The following is an 18,005-nucleotide window of genomic DNA, read 5'->3' as shown; positions in this document are numbered from 1 at the left end:
AGATGGGCTTAAAGCACCTGATTGAGAAACTTGAGCCGCATTTCACGCATGGCGGCAAGCTGGAAAAATATTACCCGCTGTATGAGGCGGCGGCGACCATCTTCTACACGCCGGGCCAGGTAACCCGCGGCGCGGCGCACGTGCGCGACGCCATCGACCTGAAGCGGATGATGATCCTCGTGTGGTTTGCCGTATTCCCGGCGATGTTCTGGGGCATGTACAACGTTGGGCTGCAGACCATCCCGGCGCTGCACAAGCTATACGGCGCCGAACAGCTGCAGCAGGCGATCGCCAACAACTGGCACTACAGCGTCGCCCAGTGGTTAGGGGTGAGCTTCAGTGCCGACGCCGGCTGGCTGAGCATGATGACCCTGGGCGCGGTATTTTTCCTGCCTATCTACCTCACCGTCTTTATCGTCGGCGGCTTCTGGGAGGTGCTGTTCGCGATTGTGCGCAAGCATGAGATTAACGAAGGTTTTTTCGTTACCTCTATTCTCTTCGCGTTGATTGTGCCGCCCACGCTGCCGCTGTGGCAGGCGGCGCTGGGGATCTCCTTCGGCGTGGTGATCGCCAAAGAGATTTTCGGCGGCACCGGGCGCAACTTCCTCAACCCGGCGCTGGCGGGGCGCGCGTTCCTGTTCTTCGCCTATCCGGCGCAGATTTCCGGCGATCTCGTATGGACCGCGGCGGACGGTTTCTCCGGCGCCACGCCGCTCTCCCAGTGGGCCAGCGGCGGCGGTGAAGCGCTGGTGAACGTGGCGACTGGCGTGCCGGTGAGCTGGATGGACGCCTTCCTCGGCAATATTCCCGGCTCAATTGGCGAAGTGTCAACGCTGATGATCTTCATCGGCGGGGCGATCATCCTCTTTGGCCGCGTCGCGTCCTGGCGCATCGTCGCCGGGGTAATGATCGGCATGATCGCCACCGCCACCCTGTTTAACGTTATCGGCTCCGACACCAACCCGATGTTCGCTATGCCATGGTACTGGCATCTGGTGCTCGGCGGTTTTGCCTTCGGGATGATGTTTATGGCGACGGACCCGGTATCCGCCTCGTTTACCGATAAAGGGAAATGGAGTTACGGCGTGCTGATCGGCGTGATGTGCGTGCTGATCCGCGTGGTGAACCCGGCTTATCCGGAAGGGATGATGCTGGCGATCCTCTTCGCCAACCTCTTCGCACCGCTGTTCGATTATCTGGTGGTGCAGGCCAATATTAAGCGGAGGAAGTCGCGTGGCTGAGAAGAAAAGTAACGATAGCATCGGCAAAACGCTGCTGGTGGTGCTGGTGCTTTGTCTGGTCTGCTCCATCGTGGTGGCGGGCTCGGCCGTGGGGCTGAAATCCCGCCAGCAGGCGCAGCGGGCGTTGGATAAGCAGCGCAATATCCTGGCAGTGTCAGGGCTGATGCAGCCCGGTATGGATGCGGATGCGGTAGCGGACACCTTCGCGGCGCGCATTACCCCGCGACTGGTGAATCTGGCCACCGGCGAACTGCTGGAGAAAGACCCGGGTAAATTTAATCAGGCTCAGGCGCTGAAGGATCCGCAGCAGAGTATGGCCCTGGATGCCAGTCAGGATCCGGCTGGTATAAAGCGACGCAGTAATCTGGCGGAAATTTACCTGGTGCGCGACGCGCAGCAGAAGATTGAGCAGGTGGTGCTGCCCATTTATGGCAACGGCCTGTGGTCGATGATGTATGCCTTCGTGGCGCTGGACGTCGATGGCCGCACGGTAAAAGGCATTACTTACTACGATCAGGGCGAAACGCCGGGGCTGGGCGGCGAGGTGGAAAACCCGAACTGGCGCCAGCAGTTTGTCGGCAAGCAGGTGCTGGATGACAACGGCATGCCGGCGCTGAAGGTGGTGAAAGGCGGCGCGCGCGCAGGCGATCTCCACGCGGTTGACGGTTTATCCGGCGCCACGCTGACGTCCAATGGCGTACAGCATAGCTTTGATTTCTGGATGGGCGAACTGGGCTTTGGTCCGTTCCTGAAAAAGGTTCGTGAGGGAGAGCTGAATAATGGCTGAACAGAGCGATATGAAAGAGGTGAAGCGCGTGCTGGTGGGGCCGCTCATCGCCAATAACCCCATCGCCCTGCAGGTGCTGGGCGTCTGCTCCGCACTGGCGGTAACCACCAAACTGGAAACCGCCTTCGTGATGACCATTGCGGTGACCCTGGTGACGGCGTTCTCCAGCATGTTTATCTCGATGATCCGCCACCATATTCCCAATAGCGTGCGCATCATCGTGCAGATGGCGATCATCGCCTCGCTGGTGATCGTGGTGGATCAGCTGCTGCGGGCTTTCGCCTATGAGACCTCCAAACAGCTGTCGGTATTCGTCGGGCTTATCATCACCAACTGCATCGTGATGGGCCGCGCCGAAGCCTACGCCATGAAGTCGCCGCCGCTGGCGAGCTTTATGGATGGTATTGGCAACGGTCTCGGCTATGGCGCGATCCTGATTATCGTCGGCTTCCTGCGCGAGCTTATCGGTAGCGGCAAGCTGTTCGGTATCACGGTGCTGGAGACGGTGCAGAACGGCGGCTGGTATCAGCCGAACGGCCTGTTCCTGCTGGCGCCGAGCGCGTTCTTCATTATCGGTTTGCTGATCTGGGCCCTGCGTAGCTGGAAGCCTGAGCAGCAGGAAAAGGAGTAATCGGTGATGGCTCATTACATCAGCCTGTTTGTCCGCGCGGTGTTCGTTGAGAACATGGCGCTGGCCTTCTTCCTCGGGATGTGCACCTTTCTTGCGGTGTCGAAAAAGGTCTCCACCGCCTTCGGCCTCGGCGTCGCGGTGACGGTAGTGCTGGGGCTTGCCGTGCCAATCAATAACCTGGTCTATAACCTGGTGCTGCGCGACGGTGCGCTGGTTGAGGGGGTGGATCTCAGCTTTCTTAACTTCATCACCTTTATCGGAGTGATCGCCGCGCTGGTGCAGATCCTCGAGATGATCCTCGATAAGTATTTTCCGGCACTGTACAACGCGCTGGGCATCTTCCTGCCGCTGATTGCGGTTAACTGTGCGATTTTCGGCGGCGTGTCGTTCATGGTGCAGCGCGATTACAACTTCCCGGAGTCCATCGTCTACGGCTTCGGCTCCGGCATTGGCTGGATGCTGGCGATCGTGGCGATGGCGGGGATCCGCGAAAAAATGAAGTACGCCAACGTGCCTGCCGGTTTGCGCGGGTTAGGGATCACCTTTATCACCACCGGGCTAATGGCGCTGGGCTTTATGTCCTTCTCCGGCGTGCAGCTATAAGGGCGAATAAGTATGGAAATTATTCTTGGCGTCGTGATGTTCACGCTGATTGTGCTGGTGCTGTCGGGGCTTATCCTGGCAGCGCGCTCAAAGCTGGTGAACGCGGGCGACGTGGTTATTGAGATCAATAACGAAGCGGATAAACAGATCCGCACCCCGGCGGGTGACAAACTGCTGAACACGCTGTCCAGCAACGGGATCTTCGTCTCCTCCGCCTGCGGCGGCGGCGGCTCCTGCGGCCAGTGTCGGGTAACTGTTAAAGAGGGCGGCGGGGATATCCTGCCGACCGAGCTTTCGCATATTACCAAGCGGGATGCCAAAGCCGGTTGCCGTCTGGCCTGTCAGGTGGCGGTGAAGCAGAACATGAAGATTGAACTGCCGGAAGAGATTTTCGGCGTCAAAAAATGGGAGTGTGAAGTTATCTCTAACGATAACAAAGCCACTTTCATTAAAGAGCTCAAGCTGCGGATCCCGGAGGGGGAGGTGGTGCCGTTTCGCGCCGGGGGCTATATTCAGATTGAATGCCCGCCGCATAAAGTGGCCTATGCAGATTTTGATGTTCCCGATGAATACCGTTCAGACTGGGATAAGTTCAACCTGTTTCGCTATGTCTCTGAGGTGAAAGAGCCGACCCTGCGCGCCTACTCAATGGCTAACTATCCGGAAGAGAAGGGCATCATTATGCTCAATGTGCGCATCGCGACGCCGCCGCCGAAGGTCCCGGATGCGCCGCCGGGGATCATGTCATCCTATATCTGGTCGCTGAAGCCGGGCGATAAGGTGACGATTTCCGGGCCGTTTGGCGAGTTCTTTGCTAAAGAAACCGACGCCGAGATGGTGTTTATCGGCGGCGGCGCCGGGATGGCGCCGATGCGTTCGCATATTTTCGACCAGCTCAAGCGCCTGCACAGCACGCGCAAAATCAGCTTCTGGTACGGCGCCCGTTCGCTGCGCGAAATGTTCTACGATGAGGAGTTTGAACAGCTGGCGCGCGACAATCCAAACTTTACCTTCCACGTTGCGCTCTCCGATCCGCTGCCGGAAGATAACTGGACCGGGCATACCGGCTTTATCCATAACGTTCTGTACGAGAACTATCTACGCGATCACCCGGCGCCGGAAGACTGCGAGTTCTACATGTGTGGGCCGCCGGTAATGAACGCCGCTGTAATTAAGATGCTCAAAGATCTGGGCGTCGAGGACGAGAATATTCTCCTCGACGACTTTGGAGGCTGACGATGCTGACGGTATTTATCGCGACCTTTGTGATTTTTGCGCTGGTGATCCTCGGCATGTCGCTGGGCTACCTGGTGAAGCGCAAGAGCATCCAGGGCAGCTGCGGTGGGATCTCCGCGCTGGGGCTGGAGAAAGTATGCGATTGTCCGGAACCGTGCGACGCGCGTAAAAAGCGCCTCGCCCGCGAGGCGCAGCGTCAGCAGCGGCGTATTTTGTAATGCCCGGCGGCGCTGCGCATGCCGGACCTGCTGCTTCAGTTTTGTAGGCCGGGTAAGGCGCCAGCCGCCACCCGGCATAAAGCGGCTCCGTGCCCGGCGGCGCTGCGCATGCCGGGGCTGCTGCTTCGGTTTTGTAGGCCGGGTAAGGCGCCAGCCGCCACCCGGCATAAAGCGGCTCCGTGCCCGGCGGCGCTGCGCATGCCGGGGCTGCTGCTTCGGTTTTGTAGGCCGGGTAAGGCGCCAGCCGCCACCCGGCAACAACATGCCAGCAATGTGAGGCCGCTTTCGCGGCCTTTTTAGCCGTTGACTCCCTTACTGCCAGCTTTTCGCCTGCGCCGGAGAATCCACCATCACCCCGTCGGCGCCCAGTTCTATCGCCGTGCGGTAGTCTTCCGCACTGTTGATGCCGAAGAAGATAATGTGCGCTTTATCCTGCGAGCGGAAGCAATCCATTGCCTCTTTATCCCAGGTGAGCGTCGCCGGGGAGATCCCTTCGCCAAGGGTGAATTTCTCCACCACCTCGACTTTGCGCTTCAGCTCCAGGCCATACCACTGCTCACCATCGCGTTGACTCGCTGGCTGGCACTGATGGCTGAGCGAAATATTGGCAAGCCTGGTGCGGGTTTCACTGCGAGTGACAAAGCGAGGGATGGCTGGCGGCAGGGCGGCGATATAGCGGTCTTCGGTGGAATAGACCCGCACGCGATCGAGGCTATCGGTGGTTTTTAACACTTCAAGCAGGCGCTGGCCCATCACGGTCGGATCGGCATCCGGAGATTTGATATCGATATAGAAAAAAGTGTGCGGCCATTGCTGTAAAACGCTTTGCAAGGTCGGAATGGTGGCCTGCTTACCGCGCCACGGGTGGTTGTCACCCCCCCATTTCCAGCCGGCGTCGACTTTCGCCAGCTCGGCGGCGGTCAAACTGGAAACTTTGCCCTCGCTATTGGTCAATGCGGAAAGATCGCTTGACCGGTAGAGCACCGGTACGCCGTCGCGGCTTAACTGCACCGTGACCCAGATGGCTTCGGCGTTATTCTCCAGCGCCAGCTTAATGGCCGGCAGGGTATTTTCCGGCGCATCGCCGGTGCCGCCGCGGTGGGCTATCAGCTGTGGAGCGGCCCAGGCGCCGGCGGTGGCCAGCAGGCAAAGCGCGGTAAGTATTTTCTTCATGATTATATCTTCCTGATTTATCTTTTAACTCAATGAAAATAAACATGATTTATTGCAGATTTATGTTTTAACCGCTTTTTTAGCCGATGAAATAAAAAAAGCATAAAATTCGCATCTGTTTTTGCTATGCTGTATGGGTATACAGTGTTGAGTCTGACGATGCGTAAAATTATCCATGTCGATATGGACTGTTTCTTTGCGGCGGTGGAGATGCGCGACAACCCAGCGTTGCGCGATATTCCCCTCGCGATAGGCGGCAGTCGGGTACAACGTGGCGTGATTAGTACCGCGAACTATCCTGCGCGTAAGTTTGGCGTGCGCAGCGCCATGCCGACGGCGACGGCGCTCAAGCTGTGCCCGCATCTCACGCTGCTTCCCGGCCGCTTCGATGCCTACAAAGAAGCCTCGAACCATATCCGCGAAATTTTCTCCCGCTATACCTCGCGCATTGAGCCGCTGTCGCTGGATGAAGCCTATCTTGACGTCAGCGACAGCGAGCATTGTCACGGGTCAGCCACCCTGATAGCCCAGGAGATCCGCCAGACCATCGAACGGGAGCTGCGCCTCACCGCCTCGGCGGGGGTGGCGCCGGTGAAGTTTCTCGCTAAAATCGCTTCAGATATGAATAAACCCAACGGCCAGTTCGTTATCGCCCCCCATCAGGTGGCAGAGTTTGTGCGGGCGCTGCCGCTGGCGAAAATACCCGGCGTCGGGAAGGTATCGGCAGCGAAGCTGGAAAATATGGGCCTGAGAACCTGTGGCGATGTGCAAAACAGCGATCTGGCCATGCTGCTTAAGCGCTTCGGTAAATTCGGGCGTATTCTGTGGGAGCGCAGCCACGGGATTGATGAGCGGGAAATTCATAACGATCGGCAGCGTAAATCGGTGGGCGTGGAGCGCACCTTAGCGGAAGATATCCATGAATGGCCGGAGTGCGAAGCGATTATCGAAAACCTCTATCCCGAGCTGGAGAGGCGACTGGCGAAGGTCAAACCTGATCTGCTGATCGCCCGCCAGGGCATTAAACTGAAATTCAATGATTTCCAGCTGACCACCCAGGAGCACGTCTGGCCGCGGCTGAACAAAGAGGATCTGATCGCCACCGCGCACAAAGCCTGGGATGAGCGCCGCGGCGGACGGGGCGTGCGCCTGGTTGGGCTCCACGTGACGTTGCTCGATCCGCAGCTGGAAAGGCAGCTTTTATTAGGGATTTAGCCATGCATATTCGTGCTTACCGCGACAGCGATTTGCCACTGCTCTGCCAGATCTTTCTGCGCGCGGTGCGGGAAACCGCCAGTCGGGACTATACCCCGGGGCAGATCGCGGCCTGGGCGCAGGTGGATGAGACGCGCTGGCGACAAAAGCTGGCCGACTCAATCGGCCTGGTGGCCGTGGTCAACAGCCAGCCGGTTGGCTTTATCACCGCCATCGGGACGCATATCGATTTGCTGTTCGTCTCGCCGGATCGTGCCCGCCAGGGTATCGGCGGCGCGCTTATCGAGGCGCTCTGCGTTCAGTATCCAGCGCAAATCCTGACGGTGGACGCCAGCATTACCGCAAAGCCCTGTTTTACGGCTCATGGTTTTAAGGTGGTGGCTGAGCAACGGGTGGCGGCGCGCGGGGAGTGGTTTATTAATTACCGGATGGAAAAACGCGTGGCGCTAAGGTGATGCGGGGTAAAACCGGCGGCGGGCCGCCGCCGGTTGTGGGGCTTATTTAGCCGGAATGGCTTTCAGCAGCTCGGTCAGCAGCGTCCAGTACTGACCGACGCTCTCGATATGGACCTGCTCATCCGGGGAGTGCGGACCGGTAATGGTTGGCCCGATGGAGACCATGTCCATCTCCGGATACGGTTTTTTGAACAGACCGCATTCCAGACCGGCGTGAATGATCTGGATGTTCGGCGTCTTGTTGAACAGACGCTGGTAAGTCTCGCGCACCAGGTGCATCACCGGCGAATTGGCGTCCGGTTGCCAGCCAGGGTAGGCGCCTTTGGCTTCGGTTTTCGCCCCCGCCAGCTTACCCAGAGAATCCAGCATGCTGACCACGTAGTCTTTGCCGCTGTCGATCAGCGAGCGGATCAGGCAGTGGATCTGTACGTTGTCATCGGTCATGGTGACGACGCCGACGTTCAGCGAAGTTTCCACGACGCCTTTCGCCACGTCAGAGTTGCGGATAACCCCGTTCGGCGTGGCGTTCAGCAGACGGATGAAAGTGTCGCGGGAAGCCTGACTCAGCGCCGCTTTGTCGTTATCGACCGCTTCCGCGAGCACCACCAGGTTCTTCTCTTTGGCCTCCAGTTCGTTTTTCAGCAGCGCCTGGTAAGTATTCACCAGCGCTTTCAGCGCATCGGCTTTATCCGCGGCGACGGCGACAGTAGCGTAAGCTTCACGCGGGATGGCGTTGCGCAACGTGCCGCCGTTGAAATCGACCAGACGCAGATCCAGCTCATCGGCGTGGCCGGCGAGGAAGCGCGACAGCAGCTTGTTGGCGTTACCCAGACCAAGGTGAATATCACCGCCGGAGTGGCCGCCTTTCAGCCCTTTTAAGGTGACTTTAAAGCTCTGGAACCCGGCGGGAATCGCTTCGCGGGTCAGCGCCAGGTTAGAGGTGAAATCGATCCCGCCGGCGCAACCCATGTAGATTTCGCCTTCTTCTTCGGAGTCGGTGTTGATCAGGATATCGGCCTGTAGCCAGTTGGCCTGCAGACCGAACGCGCCGTCCATACCGGCTTCTTCGGTCATGGTCAGCAGCACTTCCAGCGGGCCGTGAGCGACGCTATCGTCGGCCAGTACCGCCAGTGCGGACGCCATTCCGATACCGTTGTCCGCGCCCAGCGTGGTGCCGCGCGCTTTCACCCATTCGCCGTCAATGTACGGCTGGATCGGATCTTTAACGAAGTCGTGGACGGTGTCGTTATTTTTCTGCGGCACCATATCGAGGTGCGCCTGCAGCGCTACCGGCTTACGGTTTTCCATACCGGCAGTCGCGCCTTTACGAATCAGAATGTTGCCAACCTGGTCGCGTTCCGCATGTAAGCCTTTTTCTTTTGCCCAACCCATAATGTGCTCGGCGAGCTGTTCTTCGTGATAGGACGGGTGCGGGATGGAGCAAATTTTGGCAAAAATATCCCAAAGCGGCTGCGGGGATAGTTGAGACAGTTCAGACACGGTAAGTCTCCTTACAGACTCCTGCATACAGCGGTTGCAGGACGAGGGTTAGCGTTAAAATACACAACAAGCCCGGGCTTGCGCGATGGGGTTGAGAATACCACTTTCCACCGCCGCAGGTAGTGTAAACAACGCAAAAAGCGTTGCGCAAACCGCTTAGCACTGGTTTTTAGTGCGTCAGATCTCTATAATCTCGCGCAACCATTTTCCCCCTCGAACATTATTTAAGCCGTATTACACAGGCTGGGACACTTCACATGAGCGAAAAATACGTCGTCACCTGGGACATGTTGCAGATTCACGCCCGCAAACTGGCCAGCCGTCTGCTGCCGGTTGAGCAATGGAAAGGCATTATTGCCGTTAGCCGCGGCGGACTGGTACCGGGAGCCTTACTGGCGCGTGAACTGGGCATTCGTCATGTTGATACCGTATGCATCTCCAGCTACGACCATGATAACCAGCGCGAGCTGAAAGTGCTGAAACGTGCGGAAGGCGATGGCGAAGGCTTTATCGTCATCGACGATCTGGTGGATACCGGCGGTACCGCCGTGGCGATCCGCGAAATGTATCCCAAAGCGCACTTTGTCACCATTTTCGCCAAGCCGGCAGGCCGCCCGCTGGTGGACGATTACGTTGTGGATATTCCGCAGGATACCTGGATTGAACAGCCGTGGGATATGGGCGTGGTGTTTGTACCGCCTATCGCAGGTCGTTAATTCTTCAGGACAGTGCTATTTACCACGCCCGGCTTGCCGGGCGTGGTTTTTTTTATCCTTTAGCAGGTTACAATATCCGGAGTGGCACTACGACGGAGACTGCACATGTCACAGGCTAACCTCAGCGAAACGCTGTTTAAACCTCGCTTCAAACATCCCGAAACTTCTACGCTGGTGCGTCGGTTTTCTGCCGGAAAACCCCAGGCGATGCAGTCGGCGCTGAGCGGCAATCACGTCGATCACTGGTACCGTCTGATCAACCGTTTGATGTGGATCTGGCGCGGCGTAACTCCGCAGGAGATCCTCGATGTGCAAGCGCGCATTGTGATGAGCGAGGCCGAACGAACCGATCCTGAGCTGTTCGATACCGTCATCGGCTATCGCGGCGGCAACTGGATCTTCGAGTGGGCGAAAGAAGCCATGCAGTGGCAGCAAAAGGCCGGGCAGGAAGCCGATCCTTTGCTGAGCGGCCGCCACTGGCTGCATGCCTCGAACCTGTATAGCATTGCCGCTTATCCGCATATTAAAGGCGATGAGCTGGCGGAACAGGCGCAGGCTTTAGCCAACCGGGCGTATGAAGAAGCCGCCCAGCGGCTGCCGGGCTCGCTGCGCGAGCTGGAGTTCACCATCCCTGGCGGCTCGCCGATAACCGGCTTTTTGCATATGCCGAAAGGCGAGGGGCCGTTTCCGACGGTGCTGATGTGCGGGGGGCTGGACTCGCTGCAGACCGATTATTACAACCTGTATGAGAACTACTTCTCACCGCTCGGCATTGCCATGCTGACCATTGATATGCCCTCCATCGGCTTCTCGTCAAAATGGACGCTAAATCAGGACACCAGCCTGCTGCATCAGCACGCGCTGCGCCATCTGGAAAATGTGCCGTGGATTGACCATACCCGGGTCGCCGCTTTCGGCTTCCGCTTTGGCGCCAATATCGCGGTGCGTCTGGGTTATCTTGAGCCGCAGCGGCTGAAGGCTGTAGCCTGTCTGGGCCCGGTCGTTCATGGTCTGCTGGTGGATCCCCTGCATCAGGGGCGCGTGCCGGAGATGTATCTTGACGTGCTGGCTTCGCGGCTGGGCATGCATGACGCCTCCGATGAAGCGCTACGCGTGGAGCTCAACCGCTATTCGTTAAAAACCCAGGGACTGCTGGGGCGCCGTTGCCCGACGCCGATGCTCTCCGGCTTCTGGAAGGACGATCCGTTCAGCCCCGAAGAGGAGTCGCGGTTAATCACCTCGTCATCTGCCGATGGCAAACTGCTGGAGATCCCGTTTAACCCGGTGTATCGCAATTTTGATCACGCATTGCGACAGATCGCCCGCTGGATCAATCATAGATTTGGTTAATTTATTGCTAAATTCTATTGGTTTGGTAAAACAGTTGCATCACTAAAGGAGATCGCAATGACGTTACCGAGTGGACACCTGAAAAGTAAGTTGATCAAGAAATTCACGGCGCTGGGGCCTTACATTCGCGAAGAGCAGTGCCATGACAACCGTTTCTTTTTCGATTGCCTGGCAGTTTGCGTCAATGTTAAGCCTGCACCGGAGAAGCGTGAATTCTGGGGCTGGTGGATGGAAATGGAAGCACAAGAGTCACGTTTCACCTATAGCTACCAGTTTGGCCTGTTCAATAAGGAAGGATTATGGCAGGCGGTCGACATTGACGACCCGGAAGTGAGCGACAGGCTGGAAAAAACGCTGCGCGAGTTTCACGAGCGCGCGGCAGCGCTGCTGACCACCTTTAATCTGAAGCTGGAACCGGCCGACGATTTCAGCGAACCGGTTCGCCTGCGAGCCTGATTGATCTACGGATACGATTTCTCCACGCCCGTGCGGCGTGGAGATGCGTGCCGCCGTACCCGTAATTTCCACCCCTCCATCTGACTCACCCTGCCTGCGGCGACAGCTTGCCAGCCATCGCCTGTTGAATAATCGGGATCGGAGTCAGTAAGTGCTCGCGCATCAGCGCGCTGGCCTGTTCGGCGTCGCGCGCCAGAATAGCGTCCACCAGGGTCTGATGCTGGACATGCTTATCTTCCAGCATCTCCACCGACAGCACGGTGGTGCGCAGCCAGATGAAGCGGTAGCGCGCCGCCAGATCGAACAGCCGTTCGCGCATCTGCAGCAGATACTGCGAACCGCAGCCGGCGACGATGGCGGTGTGAAACGCCTGATGGCGCTGGTCCCATTCATCGAGTAGGTGCTCACTCGCTTCGCACGACTCCAGCTTGTTGAGCAGATGGGCGCGGGCCAGCAGCTCGGCTTCCCACTCGTCGCCGCCGCGTTCAATGGCGAGACGCACCAGCATGGCCTCCATGTTGGCGCGCGCGTCGAAGATATCGAGAAGCTCCTGTTCCGACATGGGCGCCACCCGATAGCCTTTCTGATTGACCACCGTTACCAGCCGCTCGGCCACCAGTTGCGAAAGCGCCTCGCGCAGCGGACCGACCCCCAGGCCATAGCGCGACGTCAGCAGGCTCATCCGCAGCTTCTCATCGGGGTGGTAAACCCCGCGGATGATGTCGTTTTTTAACCAACGGTATCCGTCAATGGCCGTCGCCTGGGGAATGGCGGTCATGTTCTTACTCCTGAATACTCTTCCCGGCGGGCGCCGGGAACAGGGTTAACGCGTATTTTGCAGCGGCAGTTTTTGCCACAATACCAGCTTTTTCCAGCGTGACATAATCGGTACCGTACAAATAATTCCCAGAGCTAACAGGCCGGTAGAGATCACCTCCAGCTGCTGCGCCGGACGAAACAGCATCACCACCAGCACGAAGGTGATAAAGGCGATCACCAGCCAGGTCAGGTATGGATAGAGCCACATTCTGAGACGGATCTCACCGCCTTGCGCCTGAAGGATTTTGCGCATCCGCAGTTGTGAAACGGCGATCACCAGATAGACCAGCAGGGCGATAGCGCCAGAGCTGTCGATGAGAAATTTAAACACCTTGGCGGGGGCATAGTAGTTCACCACTACGGTGAGGAACGCCGCGCCGGTGGAGAGCAGCACCGCCACGTATGGCGTTTTGCTGCGGTTGGTCCGGCCCATAATGGCCGGCGCATCGCCGCGACGGCTCAGGGAGTAGAGCATCCGCGAGGCGGTATACAGCGCCGAGTTCAGACAGCTGGTGACCGACAGGAGGATCACGCCGTCCATAATCAGCTTGGCATAGGGAATATGCAGCAGCTCGAGCACCGAGCGGTAGGAGCCGATGCTCTTCAGCCCCGGCATATTCCATGGGATGAGGGCGACGACGATAAAGATCGAGCACAGATAAAAAATAGAGATACGCCAGATCACCGAGTTGGTGGCGCGCACGATATGTTTATCCGGGGTATCCGATTCGGCGGCGGCAATGGTGACGATCTCCGCGCCCATAAACGAGAACATGGTGATCAGCATCGCGCTCAGCACCGCGCCGAAGCCGTTAGGCATAAAGCCGCCGTGATCCCACAGCCGCGAAATGCCGCTCACTTCGGCATAGGGGTAAAAGCCGGTAATGGCGACCGCGCCCAGTACGATAAACGCCAGAATAGCGATCACTTTGCACAGCGCCAGCCAGAACTCGAATTCGCCGTAGTTCTTGACGCTCAGCAGGTTACTGCCGGTGAGGGCGAGAGTGATGACCAGGGAGAACAACCACACCGGGACGCCCGGCACCCACGAATGCAGAATAATCGCCGCGATATTGGCTTCCAGCGGAATAACCAGGACCCAGAACCACCAGTACAGCCAGCCGATGGTATACCCCGCCCAGCGGCCGATGGCTTTATCGGCGTAGGTGGAAAAGGAGCCGGTATCCGGCGTGGCGACCGCCATTTCGGCCAGCATACGCATAATCATCACCACCAGCAGCCCGGCAAACAAATAGGCCAGCAGCACCGCCGGGCCTGCCTCGGCAATGGCGACGCTGGAGCCGACAAATAAACTCGCGCCGATCACCCCGGCGATAGATAACATCGTGACGTGGCGCGACTTCAGCCCCGCCCCTAAATCCTGTGATTGCGACAGTTGCCCCATCATTTACCCTCTCGAAGTGTGTCACCTGGGAGAGCGCCCCGACGTTCCCGCGCCGGGGCACGCGTATTATTGTTGTTTTGCAGGTCTCGTCTTCATTCCCTTACGAACGTACTTCGCTTCCGCATGTGTTCTGTTCTATGCCTGTTTCTCTATGCCTGTTTCGCCTCGCTAAAGCAGTCGGCGATGATCTTGAGCCCCTGCTCGATCTGCGCCTTTTCGATGGTCAGCGGCACCAGGATGCGCAGCACGTTGTAGTACGGCCCGCAGGAGAGCAGGATCAGGCCTTTGTCGCGGGCGCGGGCGACGATATCCGCCGTCAGCCTGGCGTTCGGCCTGCTGCGGTCGCCCTCTTCAAACAGCTCAATGGCGATCATCGCCCCCAGACCGCGCACGTCGCCGATCTCCGGATGATCTTCAGCGATCGCCAGCAGGCCCTGGCGCAGGGTATCGCCGAGCTGGTTGGCTTTTTCCAGCAGATTCTCCTGCTCGAAAATCTGTAATACCGCCAGGGCTGCGGCGCAGGCGATGGGATTGCCGGCGTAGGTGCCGCCCAGTCCGCCGGGGGCGATGGCGTCCATCACCTCCGCGCGGCCGGTGACGCCCGCCAGCGGGAAACCGCCGGCGATGGATTTGGCGAAGGTGGTGATATCCGCCGCGACGCCCATCTGCTCCATGGCGAACAGGGTACCGGTGCGGCCCGCGCCGCTCTGGACCTCATCGGCGATGAGCATAATGCCGTGCTCGTCGCACAGGGCGCGCAGGCGCTGCATAAAGGCCGGGGAGGCGGCATAGAACCCGCCTTCACCCTGCACCGGCTCAATAATGATGGCGGCGATATCTTCCGGCGCGGCATCGTTTTTGAAGATGCGATGGATGCTGGCGATCGCCTCGTCATCACTGACGCCGTGCAGCGCGCACGGGTAGAGGGCGCGATAGACATGGCCCGGCATTAAGCCCATACCGGCGGAGTAAGGATTCACTTTGCCGGTCAGCGACAGGGTGTAATGGGTGCGGCCGTGATAGGCGCCGGTGAAGGCGATAGCGCCGCTGCGCCCGGTTGCCGCGCGGGCGATCTTCACCGCGTTCTCCACCGCTTCCGACCCGGTGGTGACCAGCAGGGTTTTCTTGGCGAAATCACCGGGCACCTTTTGATTCATCTTTTCGCACAGCGCCAGATAAGGCTCATAGGCCAGCACCTGGAAGCAGGTATGGGACAGCTTTTTCAGCTGGTCTTCGACGGCGGCGACAACCTGCGGATGCAGGTGGCCGGTATTGAGCACCGCGATACCGCCGGCAAAATCGAGATATTCCCGGCCTTCCACGTCCCACACCCGGCAATTCTCCGCGCGTTCGGCGAAGATAGGGTGGATCTGGCCGACGCCGCGCGGGACCGCGTCGCTGCGACGCGCCATCATTGCTTTATTGCTGTTCATCCGTCGCTCCTGTTAAAGGCCAATGCACATATATTTGATTTCTAAGTAATCTTCGATGCCGTACTTCGACCCTTCGCGGCCGAGGCCGGAGGCCTTAACGCCGCCGAACGGCGCGACTTCGGTGGAGATAATGCCGGTATTGATGCCGATGATGCCGTACTCCAGCGCTTCGCCGACGCGGAAGACGCGGCTCAGATCGCGGGCGTAGAAATAGGCGGCGAGACCGAACTCGGTATCGTTGGCCTGGGCAATGACGTCGGCTTCATCTTTAAAGCGGAACAACGGGGCCAGCGGGCCGAAGGTCTCCTCTTTCGCCACTTTGGCGCTGTCGGGAACGTTGACCAGGATGGTCGGCTGGAAGAAGTTGCCACCCAGGGCGTGCGGTTTGCCGCCGGTGACCACCTTCGCGCCTTTGGCGATGGCATCGGCAATGTGTTCTTCAACTTTGGCCACGGCTTTCTCGTCGATCAGCGGGCCGGTGGTGACGCCGTCCTGCAGGCCGTCGCCAATGCGCAGTTTTTCCACCGCCTGCTGCAGCTTCTCGGCGAAACGGTCATACACCCCGTCCTGGACGTACAGGCGGTTGGCGCAGACGCAGGTCTGCCCGGCGTTGCGGAACTTCGACGCCAGCGCCCCCTCGACGGCTTTATCGAGGTCGGCATCGTCAAAGACGATAAACGGCGCGTTGCCGCCCAGCTCCAGGGAGACTTTTTTGATGTCTTTCGCGCACTGCTCCATCAGCTGGCGGCCAATCTCGGTAGAGCCGGTAAAGGAGAGCTTGCGCACCAGCGGGTTGCTGGTCAGTTCGCCGCCGACCGCGCCGGCGGAGCCGGTGACCACGTTGAATACTCCGGCGGGGATCCCGGCGCGATTCGCCAGTTCGGCCAGCGCCAGCGCGGAAAACGGCGTCTGGCTGGCCGGTTTCAGGACCATGGTGCAGCCGGCGGCCAGCGCCGGGCCCGCTTTGCGGGTGATCATCGCCGCCGGGAAGTTCCACGGCGTGATGGCGGCGGTAACGCCGATGGGCTGCTTAATCACCAGCAGGCGCTTGTCGGCCTGGTGGCCCGGAATGGTGTCGCCGTAGATGCGCTTACCTTCTTCGGCGAACCACTCAATAAAGGAGGCGGCGTAGCTGATTTCGCCTTTGGCTTCCGCCAACGGTTTTCCCTGCTCGAGGGTCATCAGGCGAGCGAGATCGTCCTGATTCTCCATCATAAGATCGAACCAGCGGCGCAGAATGTTCGCCCGCTCTTTGGCGGTCAGGGCGCGCCAGGCGGGTAGGGCGCGATTGGCGGCTTCAATCGCTTCGCGGGTTTCATCGGCGCCCATTTTCGGCACGCTGCCGAGCTGCTCGCCGTTGGCCGGGTTGGTGACCGCAATCACGTCGCCGTTGGGCGCATCGCGCCACTGGCCATCGATCATCGCCTGCTGGCGAAACAGTGTCATATCGTTGAGTTGCATAATTGCTTCCTGTCTTCAGGGGGGGTTAACGGGTAAAAGCGGCGTGTAGTGTCTCCACGCTACGTGCCGCACGCAGCGTGCGTCCGGGATTGCTCTGGCTGGCCAGCAGGCTCTGCACCTTGCTGACGATATGCGCGCCGATCGGGATAGCGGAGGTGGCCGCTGGCGATGGCGCATTGCAGGTATGTATCGAACGCGCGGTGGTAACGAAGAGAAAATCGTCGATCAGCTTGCCCTGCGGCGACACGGCCTGCGCCCGCACGCCGGCGGGCCACGGGCGTAAATCGCTGAGCGTCAGGCTCGGGCAGTATTTTTGCACCAGCCGCAGATAGCCGCTTCTGCACAGCGAATTCTTCATTTCGCCCAGTCCGGAGCGCAGGTTGTTTTGCAGTACCCGGCGGATGCCGGGCGAGGTGAGGATCTCCAGGGTATCGGCCAGCGAGATATCGCGCTTGCGGTAGCCTTCGCGCTTCAGAGCCAGCACGGCGTTGGGGCCGACGGTGACGCTGCCGTCGATCATGCGGGTCAGGTGGACGCCGAGGAACGGCATCGCCGGATCGGGGATCGGATAGATCAGATGATTAACGATCTGGTTGTGCTGCGGCGCCAGCTGGAAATACTCCCCGCGGAACGGACAAATGATAAACCCGGGGTCGACGCCGAGCATTTTTACCAGCCGATCGGCCATCAAGCCCGAACAGGCGATCAGCGTCGAGGCCTCATATTCTCCGCCCTGGCGGGTGCGGATCACCACGCCGCTGGCATGTTCTTTCAGGGCGCTGACTTCGGCGTTGTAGACGATCGTTCCGCCTTTCGCTTCGAAGTTCTTCGCCATTGCCGCCGCCACTTCGCGGTAGCTGACGATGCCGCTGGAAGGGACGAAGATCCCGCCGAGCCCGGTAATGTTCGGTTCGCGCTCGCGTAGCTCCCCGGCGCTTAGCCACTCGCGCTGCAGGCCGTTGGCGGCGGTGCGATCCCACAGGGCGCGCATCCGCTCCATCTCCAGCGGTGAGGTGGCGACCAGCATTTTGCCGCAGACGTCATAGCGGATGCCGTTCTGCTCGCAAAAGGCCTTGGTGGCGCGGTTGCCGGCGAGGCAAAACTGCGCCTTGAGGCTGCCGGGCGTGTAGTACACCCCGGCGTGGATCACGCCGCTGTTGTGGCCAGTCTGATGGCAGGCCGGGCCGGCCTCTTTTTCCAGCAGCGCAATGCGGGCGTCCGGGTAAATCTCAATTAACTGCATGGCGGTCGACATGCCGATGATGCCGCCGCCGATAATCACGAAATCATACATCCGCTCAATTCC

General features: G+C 59.3%; 18 protein-coding genes. 11 read left to right on the top strand and 7 right to left on the bottom strand.

Annotated features, from left to right (window positions below):
* Positions 1-2 precede the first annotated feature (2 nt).
* The 6 genes from AB1E37_RS20490 to nqrM are packed head-to-tail and all read left to right on the top strand — an operon-like array spanning position 3 to position 4,716.
* Complete coding sequence (locus tag AB1E37_RS20490) at positions 3-1,241, top strand: NADH:ubiquinone reductase (Na(+)-transporting) subunit B (RefSeq protein WP_002889703.1); 1,239 nt, start codon at positions 3-5, stop codon at positions 1,239-1,241.
* Complete coding sequence (locus tag AB1E37_RS20485) at positions 1,234-2,028, top strand: Na(+)-translocating NADH-quinone reductase subunit C (protein WP_004222784.1); 795 nt, start codon at positions 1,234-1,236, stop codon at positions 2,026-2,028. Before AB1E37_RS20490 ends, AB1E37_RS20485 begins: the two co-directional genes overlap by 8 nt.
* Entirely contained in the window at positions 2,021-2,659 is a 639-nt protein-coding gene (locus AB1E37_RS20480; RefSeq protein ID WP_002889716.1) for an NADH:ubiquinone reductase (Na(+)-transporting) subunit D, read from the top strand. The genes AB1E37_RS20485 and AB1E37_RS20480 overlap by 8 nt, the downstream gene beginning before the upstream one ends.
* Positions 2,660-2,665: 6 nt before the next feature.
* Positions 2,666-3,262 carry an NADH:ubiquinone reductase (Na(+)-transporting) subunit E gene (gene nqrE, locus AB1E37_RS20475; protein ID WP_004177335.1) on the top strand — a complete coding sequence of 199 codons (597 nt, stop codon included), beginning with the start codon at positions 2,666-2,668 and terminating at the stop codon, positions 3,260-3,262.
* Between the two features lie 12 nt (positions 3,263-3,274).
* Positions 3,275-4,498 carry an NADH:ubiquinone reductase (Na(+)-transporting) subunit F gene (gene nqrF / locus AB1E37_RS20470; protein WP_002889720.1) on the top strand — a complete coding sequence of 408 codons (1,224 nt, stop codon included), beginning with the start codon at positions 3,275-3,277 and terminating at the stop codon, positions 4,496-4,498.
* Between the two features lie 2 nt (positions 4,499-4,500).
* Positions 4,501-4,716 carry a (Na+)-NQR maturation NqrM gene (gene nqrM, locus AB1E37_RS20465; RefSeq protein WP_002889722.1) on the top strand — a complete coding sequence of 72 codons (216 nt, stop codon included), beginning with the start codon at positions 4,501-4,503 and terminating at the stop codon, positions 4,714-4,716.
* 312 nt (positions 4,717-5,028) lie between these two features.
* Here the strand turns inward: nqrM and AB1E37_RS20460 are convergent, their stop codons facing one another.
* Positions 5,029-5,889 carry a glycerophosphodiester phosphodiesterase family protein gene (locus AB1E37_RS20460; RefSeq protein WP_004191871.1) on the bottom strand — a complete coding sequence of 287 codons (861 nt, stop codon included), beginning with the start codon at positions 5,887-5,889 and terminating at the stop codon, positions 5,029-5,031.
* A gap of 159 nt (positions 5,890-6,048) precedes the next feature.
* On the opposite strand from AB1E37_RS20460, the gene dinB reads away from it, so the two are divergent.
* Both dinB and AB1E37_RS20450 read left to right on the top strand, forming a co-directional pair.
* A complete protein-coding gene (gene dinB, locus AB1E37_RS20455; RefSeq protein ID WP_002889726.1) occupies positions 6,049-7,104 on the top strand; it encodes a DNA polymerase IV in 1,056 nt (351 codons plus the stop codon).
* A 2-nt stretch (positions 7,105-7,106) separates the two neighbouring features.
* Positions 7,107-7,559, top strand: a complete 453-nt coding sequence (locus AB1E37_RS20450; protein WP_002889727.1) for a GNAT family N-acetyltransferase — start codon at positions 7,107-7,109, stop codon at positions 7,557-7,559.
* Positions 7,560-7,601: 42 nt separating this feature from the next.
* On the opposite strand, the gene pepD is transcribed toward AB1E37_RS20450, so the two are convergent.
* The gene (pepD, locus tag AB1E37_RS20445; RefSeq protein WP_029884285.1) at positions 7,602-9,059 is read right to left on the bottom strand and encodes a cytosol nonspecific dipeptidase; all 1,458 of its coding nucleotides are present in this window, start codon (positions 9,057-9,059) and stop codon (positions 7,602-7,604) included.
* Positions 9,060-9,316: 257 nt separating this feature from the next.
* Here pepD and gpt point away from each other — a divergent pair, with 257 nt between their 5' ends.
* The 3 genes from gpt to crl all read left to right on the top strand — a co-directional run bounded on the left by gpt (position 9,317) and on the right by crl (position 11,581).
* On the top strand, positions 9,317-9,775 hold the full coding sequence (gene gpt / locus AB1E37_RS20440) for a xanthine phosphoribosyltransferase (RefSeq protein ID WP_002889733.1): 459 nt from the start codon (positions 9,317-9,319) through the stop codon (positions 9,773-9,775).
* 105 nt (positions 9,776-9,880) lie between these two features.
* On the top strand, positions 9,881-11,125 hold the full coding sequence (gene frsA / locus AB1E37_RS20435) for an esterase FrsA (RefSeq protein ID WP_002889742.1): 1,245 nt from the start codon (positions 9,881-9,883) through the stop codon (positions 11,123-11,125).
* Between the two features lie 57 nt (positions 11,126-11,182).
* Positions 11,183-11,581 carry a sigma factor-binding protein Crl gene (gene crl, locus AB1E37_RS20430; protein ID WP_032447347.1) on the top strand — a complete coding sequence of 133 codons (399 nt, stop codon included), beginning with the start codon at positions 11,183-11,185 and terminating at the stop codon, positions 11,579-11,581.
* A gap of 85 nt (positions 11,582-11,666) precedes the next feature.
* On the opposite strand, the gene csiR is transcribed toward crl, so the two are convergent.
* The 5 genes from csiR to lhgO all read right to left on the bottom strand — a co-directional run bounded on the left by csiR (position 11,667) and on the right by lhgO (position 17,993).
* Positions 11,667-12,359 carry a DNA-binding transcriptional regulator CsiR gene (gene csiR, locus AB1E37_RS20425; protein ID WP_004213891.1) on the bottom strand — a complete coding sequence of 231 codons (693 nt, stop codon included), beginning with the start codon at positions 12,357-12,359 and terminating at the stop codon, positions 11,667-11,669.
* Between the two features lie 45 nt (positions 12,360-12,404).
* Positions 12,405-13,805 carry a GABA permease gene (gabP, locus tag AB1E37_RS20420; RefSeq protein WP_002889795.1) on the bottom strand — a complete coding sequence of 467 codons (1,401 nt, stop codon included), beginning with the start codon at positions 13,803-13,805 and terminating at the stop codon, positions 12,405-12,407.
* 149 nt (positions 13,806-13,954) lie between these two features.
* Complete coding sequence (gabT, locus tag AB1E37_RS20415; RefSeq protein WP_020802539.1) at positions 13,955-15,238, bottom strand: 4-aminobutyrate--2-oxoglutarate transaminase; 1,284 nt, start codon at positions 15,236-15,238, stop codon at positions 13,955-13,957.
* A gap of 12 nt (positions 15,239-15,250) precedes the next feature.
* Complete coding sequence (gabD, locus tag AB1E37_RS20410) at positions 15,251-16,699, bottom strand: NADP-dependent succinate-semialdehyde dehydrogenase (RefSeq protein ID WP_004178683.1); 1,449 nt, start codon at positions 16,697-16,699, stop codon at positions 15,251-15,253.
* Positions 16,700-16,724: 25 nt separating this feature from the next.
* Positions 16,725-17,993: an L-2-hydroxyglutarate oxidase gene (lhgO, locus tag AB1E37_RS20405; RefSeq protein ID WP_002889846.1), complete on the bottom strand. Its 1,269-nt coding sequence runs from the start codon at positions 17,991-17,993 to the stop codon at positions 16,725-16,727.
* Between the last annotated feature and the right edge of the window lie 12 nt (positions 17,994-18,005).

The sequence above is a fragment of the Klebsiella sp. Shm-1 genome, assembly GCF_040804525.1.
Classification (GTDB): domain Bacteria; phylum Pseudomonadota; class Gammaproteobacteria; order Enterobacterales; family Enterobacteriaceae; genus Klebsiella; species Klebsiella pneumoniae.
Note: the sequence above shows the minus strand (reverse complement) of the source record. Positions and strands in the feature narration are given on the sequence as shown.